Below are 2,540 nucleotides of genomic sequence, written 5' to 3' on the forward strand. Positions count from 1 at the left end.
GCGCAATTTCACGCTGGCGCGCGAGAACGACATCGTTTTCGACATCGTGCAGCGCATGTCACGACGCGGCTCCGCCATGGCGGTCGTTATGAAGACCGGCGGACGCGGCAGACCGTCGGAGGTGGTCGGCATCATCTCCAAAGAGCACATCGCCGACTCGGTCGCAGACAGCATCAAGCCATTTGGATAGCACCGAATAGATGTGAATCCTCGCTGTGGGAAGCGCCGAGCTCCCACAGCGCTTTGTCTGCTGCACTGCACTCCGGTCGCGCTTGGCGGATTTTGTCGGGGAAGTCGGTGAGTGGCAGAGCGTGGGGTTGGCTTGATTTTCCTAAACGGTCCGTTGTCGTCCGCTCCATTGGAAGCTGCTTGGTTGATGCAGTAGCACTGACGCCCCACGGTGGCTACGCAAGGCACGCCTCCCCGCTTGGAGGCGGTCGGACGACCAGTTTAGCGAGCCGGCGCAGGTTCTGCGCGATCGCTGCCAGCATGAACTCGAACTGAGCACCACGCGGCCCGCGCAACCGTAGACGGCCGAGCCGCAGGATACGCTTGAGATGGGCGAACAGCATCTCAACGGTAAGCGTCGTCTTCAGGCCACATCTTTCAATGGCTGGTTGACGGCGTAGGCCCAGGGCAGAAGTTCGTTGATGCGGCTATTGGGGTGGCCGTTGACGATCTTGGTGATGATGTCGGTAAGGTAGGCTTGCGGATCGATGGCATTGAGTTTGCAGCTTTCGATCAGCGACGCGACAACGGCCCAATTCTCGGCTCCGCCATCAGAGCCGGCGAAGAGTGCATTCTTCCGGCTCAATGCCATTGCCCGTTCATTCTGCCCATGTCGGGCAAGAGTTGGAAGTCCAGTGGCACCCGTATTTTGGCAACAAAGTCGGCACACGGCGCGTGGAGCAACGAGCGACGGGTCAAGCCACGCGTCGATCTGGCGGCGCTGGTCGAGCTGGAGCGGCTGTTGAGAGCCCGAGCCAGCCCCGCAGACTCCCGGAGCGATTCCGCGATCGTTCGGGAGGAAAACCATGACGCATCTCAGATTGCCGGCGACGACATCTAATGAGCAGCATCGCGCCGGCCCGAAAATGTCGGAGAGACAGCATGGCGTAGAGTTCTCTACGCCGCGGTCGATCGAGCCGGGGTGGCTTTGGCATCGACCCCCTACCTCACCACGCAGCAGGTCCGCCCCGTCGCCGATCTGATAATCGCGAAATAGAAATCCGCCGCGGCCGAATCCGCCACTGCCCTCGCGCGCGCGTGACGCCAACCAGTTGAGTAAACCGGGCGCTGCGGGCCGATCGATGGCGCTCGGGCGGTCGAGCTGTTCGCAGCTACCGGGTCGCTGCACATCGGCGCCGGCCGCCAGCGCACGGGCCGGGGAGATAGCGTTATCGGGTCGAACTCAGCGCGCGGGACGCCGCATTGCCGATCGCCCCGGCGGTTGCCTCGCCGATGCCGAGCGGCATATCGGTGCCGCCATTGACGAGCTCGATGTCGATCTTTGGCACTTCGCCGAGGCGCAGCACCGGATAACTTTCCCAGTCGATCGGGCCGGCCGTCTCGTTATCGAACCGGACCTGCTCCTTGAGCACCCAGTTCGCCGACTGGATCATGCCGCCTTCAGGCTGGTTCTTCACGGCATCGGGATTGACCACGAGCTCGCCCTTGGCAACGTCGCTCGTGTCAGCATGCATGGTCGAACCTCCTGAGCGCAAACAATTGGGGCGCGAGGCGACGCAAATGGCGTGGCTTTGTTTTCAGGAAATCCGCGTCACCGCGGAGGTTCGACCTACTGACGCGCCTGACCGACGAATCTGCCGCACGTTCTTTTGTTTCATCCACCAATCATCGGACTTGCGGTTTGCTTGTTCTAGACCAATCCGCTTGCTGATCGGACCTTGCGCTTCCCGCCGCCCATCAGTGGCTCGCTCGACGCGACCGGTGACGCCTACCCGTGATCGGATGGACGAATACAAGCGGCACGAAACCGGTTTTGAGCGGCAAGCTCGCGTAGTACGCTTTCAGCGAGGCCACGTCCACAAGCGTTCGCTTGCCGTCCTTTCGTGCGACGATCTTGCGTGAGCTAATGAGGCGCGACATTGTGCGCTTGCTGATCGAAAGGAATTGCGCGGCGTTGCGCGGCGACAGTGCAATCGGTTCAAGGGTGCCCATGGCATACCTCTCCCGTTGCACGCTTGGCCTAGGCGTGCGGAGAGAAGGCCACCAAGGGCGAATGCGGTCACACAGGATGATCGGCGAATTTACCCCGGCCTGTGCCCGCGCCCGAAGGTTGCGCAGAGGCGCCCCGAAACTACCATGGTCGGCGAGCGCGTCAACAGTTAGGATCGGGCCACATCGGGCCACGACGGGATGCGCAAAACGACCGGAAAATGTAGGGGACGCGCGTGCATAACGTGGCAAATTCATGAGTATTTTCAAGGTTGTGGTTCGCTGCGACGAAGCAATCCAGGGCCGCTCGCGTTGCGCTGGATTGCTTCGCGGAGCGTGCCATCGGACCGCGCGACTTCGCG

General features: G+C 61.9%; 4 protein-coding genes and 2 pseudogenes. 2 read left to right on the plus strand and 4 right to left on the minus strand.

Going from position 1 to position 2,540, the window contains the following annotated elements:
* The coding region (locus tag VGG64_02760; GenBank protein ID HEY1598493.1) for a hypothetical protein at positions 1-190 on the plus strand (190 nt) is incomplete at its 5' end.
* 214 nt (positions 191-404) lie between these two features.
* Here the strand turns inward: VGG64_02760 and VGG64_02765 are convergent.
* Positions 405-578, minus strand: a pseudogene (locus tag VGG64_02765) (transposase).
* A 14-nt stretch (positions 579-592) separates the two neighbouring features.
* Positions 593-820 (minus strand): annotated as a pseudogene (locus VGG64_02770) (transposase domain-containing protein).
* Positions 821-838: 18 nt separating this feature from the next.
* Between VGG64_02770 and VGG64_02775 the strand changes: the two are divergent.
* A complete protein-coding gene (locus VGG64_02775; protein ID HEY1598494.1) occupies positions 839-1,069 on the plus strand; it encodes a hypothetical protein in 231 nt (76 codons plus the stop codon).
* Positions 1,070-1,397: 328 nt separating this feature from the next.
* Here VGG64_02775 and VGG64_02780 read toward each other — a convergent pair whose 3' ends face one another.
* Complete coding sequence (locus tag VGG64_02780) at positions 1,398-1,703, minus strand: hypothetical protein (GenBank protein HEY1598495.1); 306 nt, start codon at positions 1,701-1,703, stop codon at positions 1,398-1,400.
* 223 nt (positions 1,704-1,926) lie between these two features.
* Positions 1,927-2,181, minus strand: coding sequence for a helix-turn-helix domain-containing protein (locus tag VGG64_02785; GenBank protein HEY1598496.1), 255 nt, complete (start codon positions 2,179-2,181; stop codon positions 1,927-1,929).
* Between the last annotated feature and the right edge of the window lie 359 nt (positions 2,182-2,540).

Source organism: Pirellulales bacterium, from assembly GCA_036490175.1.
Taxonomy (GTDB): Bacteria; Planctomycetota; Planctomycetia; order Pirellulales; family JACPPG01; genus JACPPG01.

Bases quoted from the DNA above. Each gene is read 5' to 3' on its own strand.
- VGG64_02775 (HEY1598494.1), top strand. From the start codon at position 839: ATGTCGGGCAAGAGTTGGAAGTCCAGTGGCACCCGTATTTTGGCAACA.
- VGG64_02780 (HEY1598495.1), bottom strand. From the start codon at position 1,703: ATGCATGCTGACACGAGCGACGTTGCCAAGGGCGAGCTCGTGGTCAAT.
- VGG64_02785 (HEY1598496.1), bottom strand. From the start codon at position 2,181: ATGGGCACCCTTGAACCGATTGCACTGTCGCCGCGCAACGCCGCGCAA.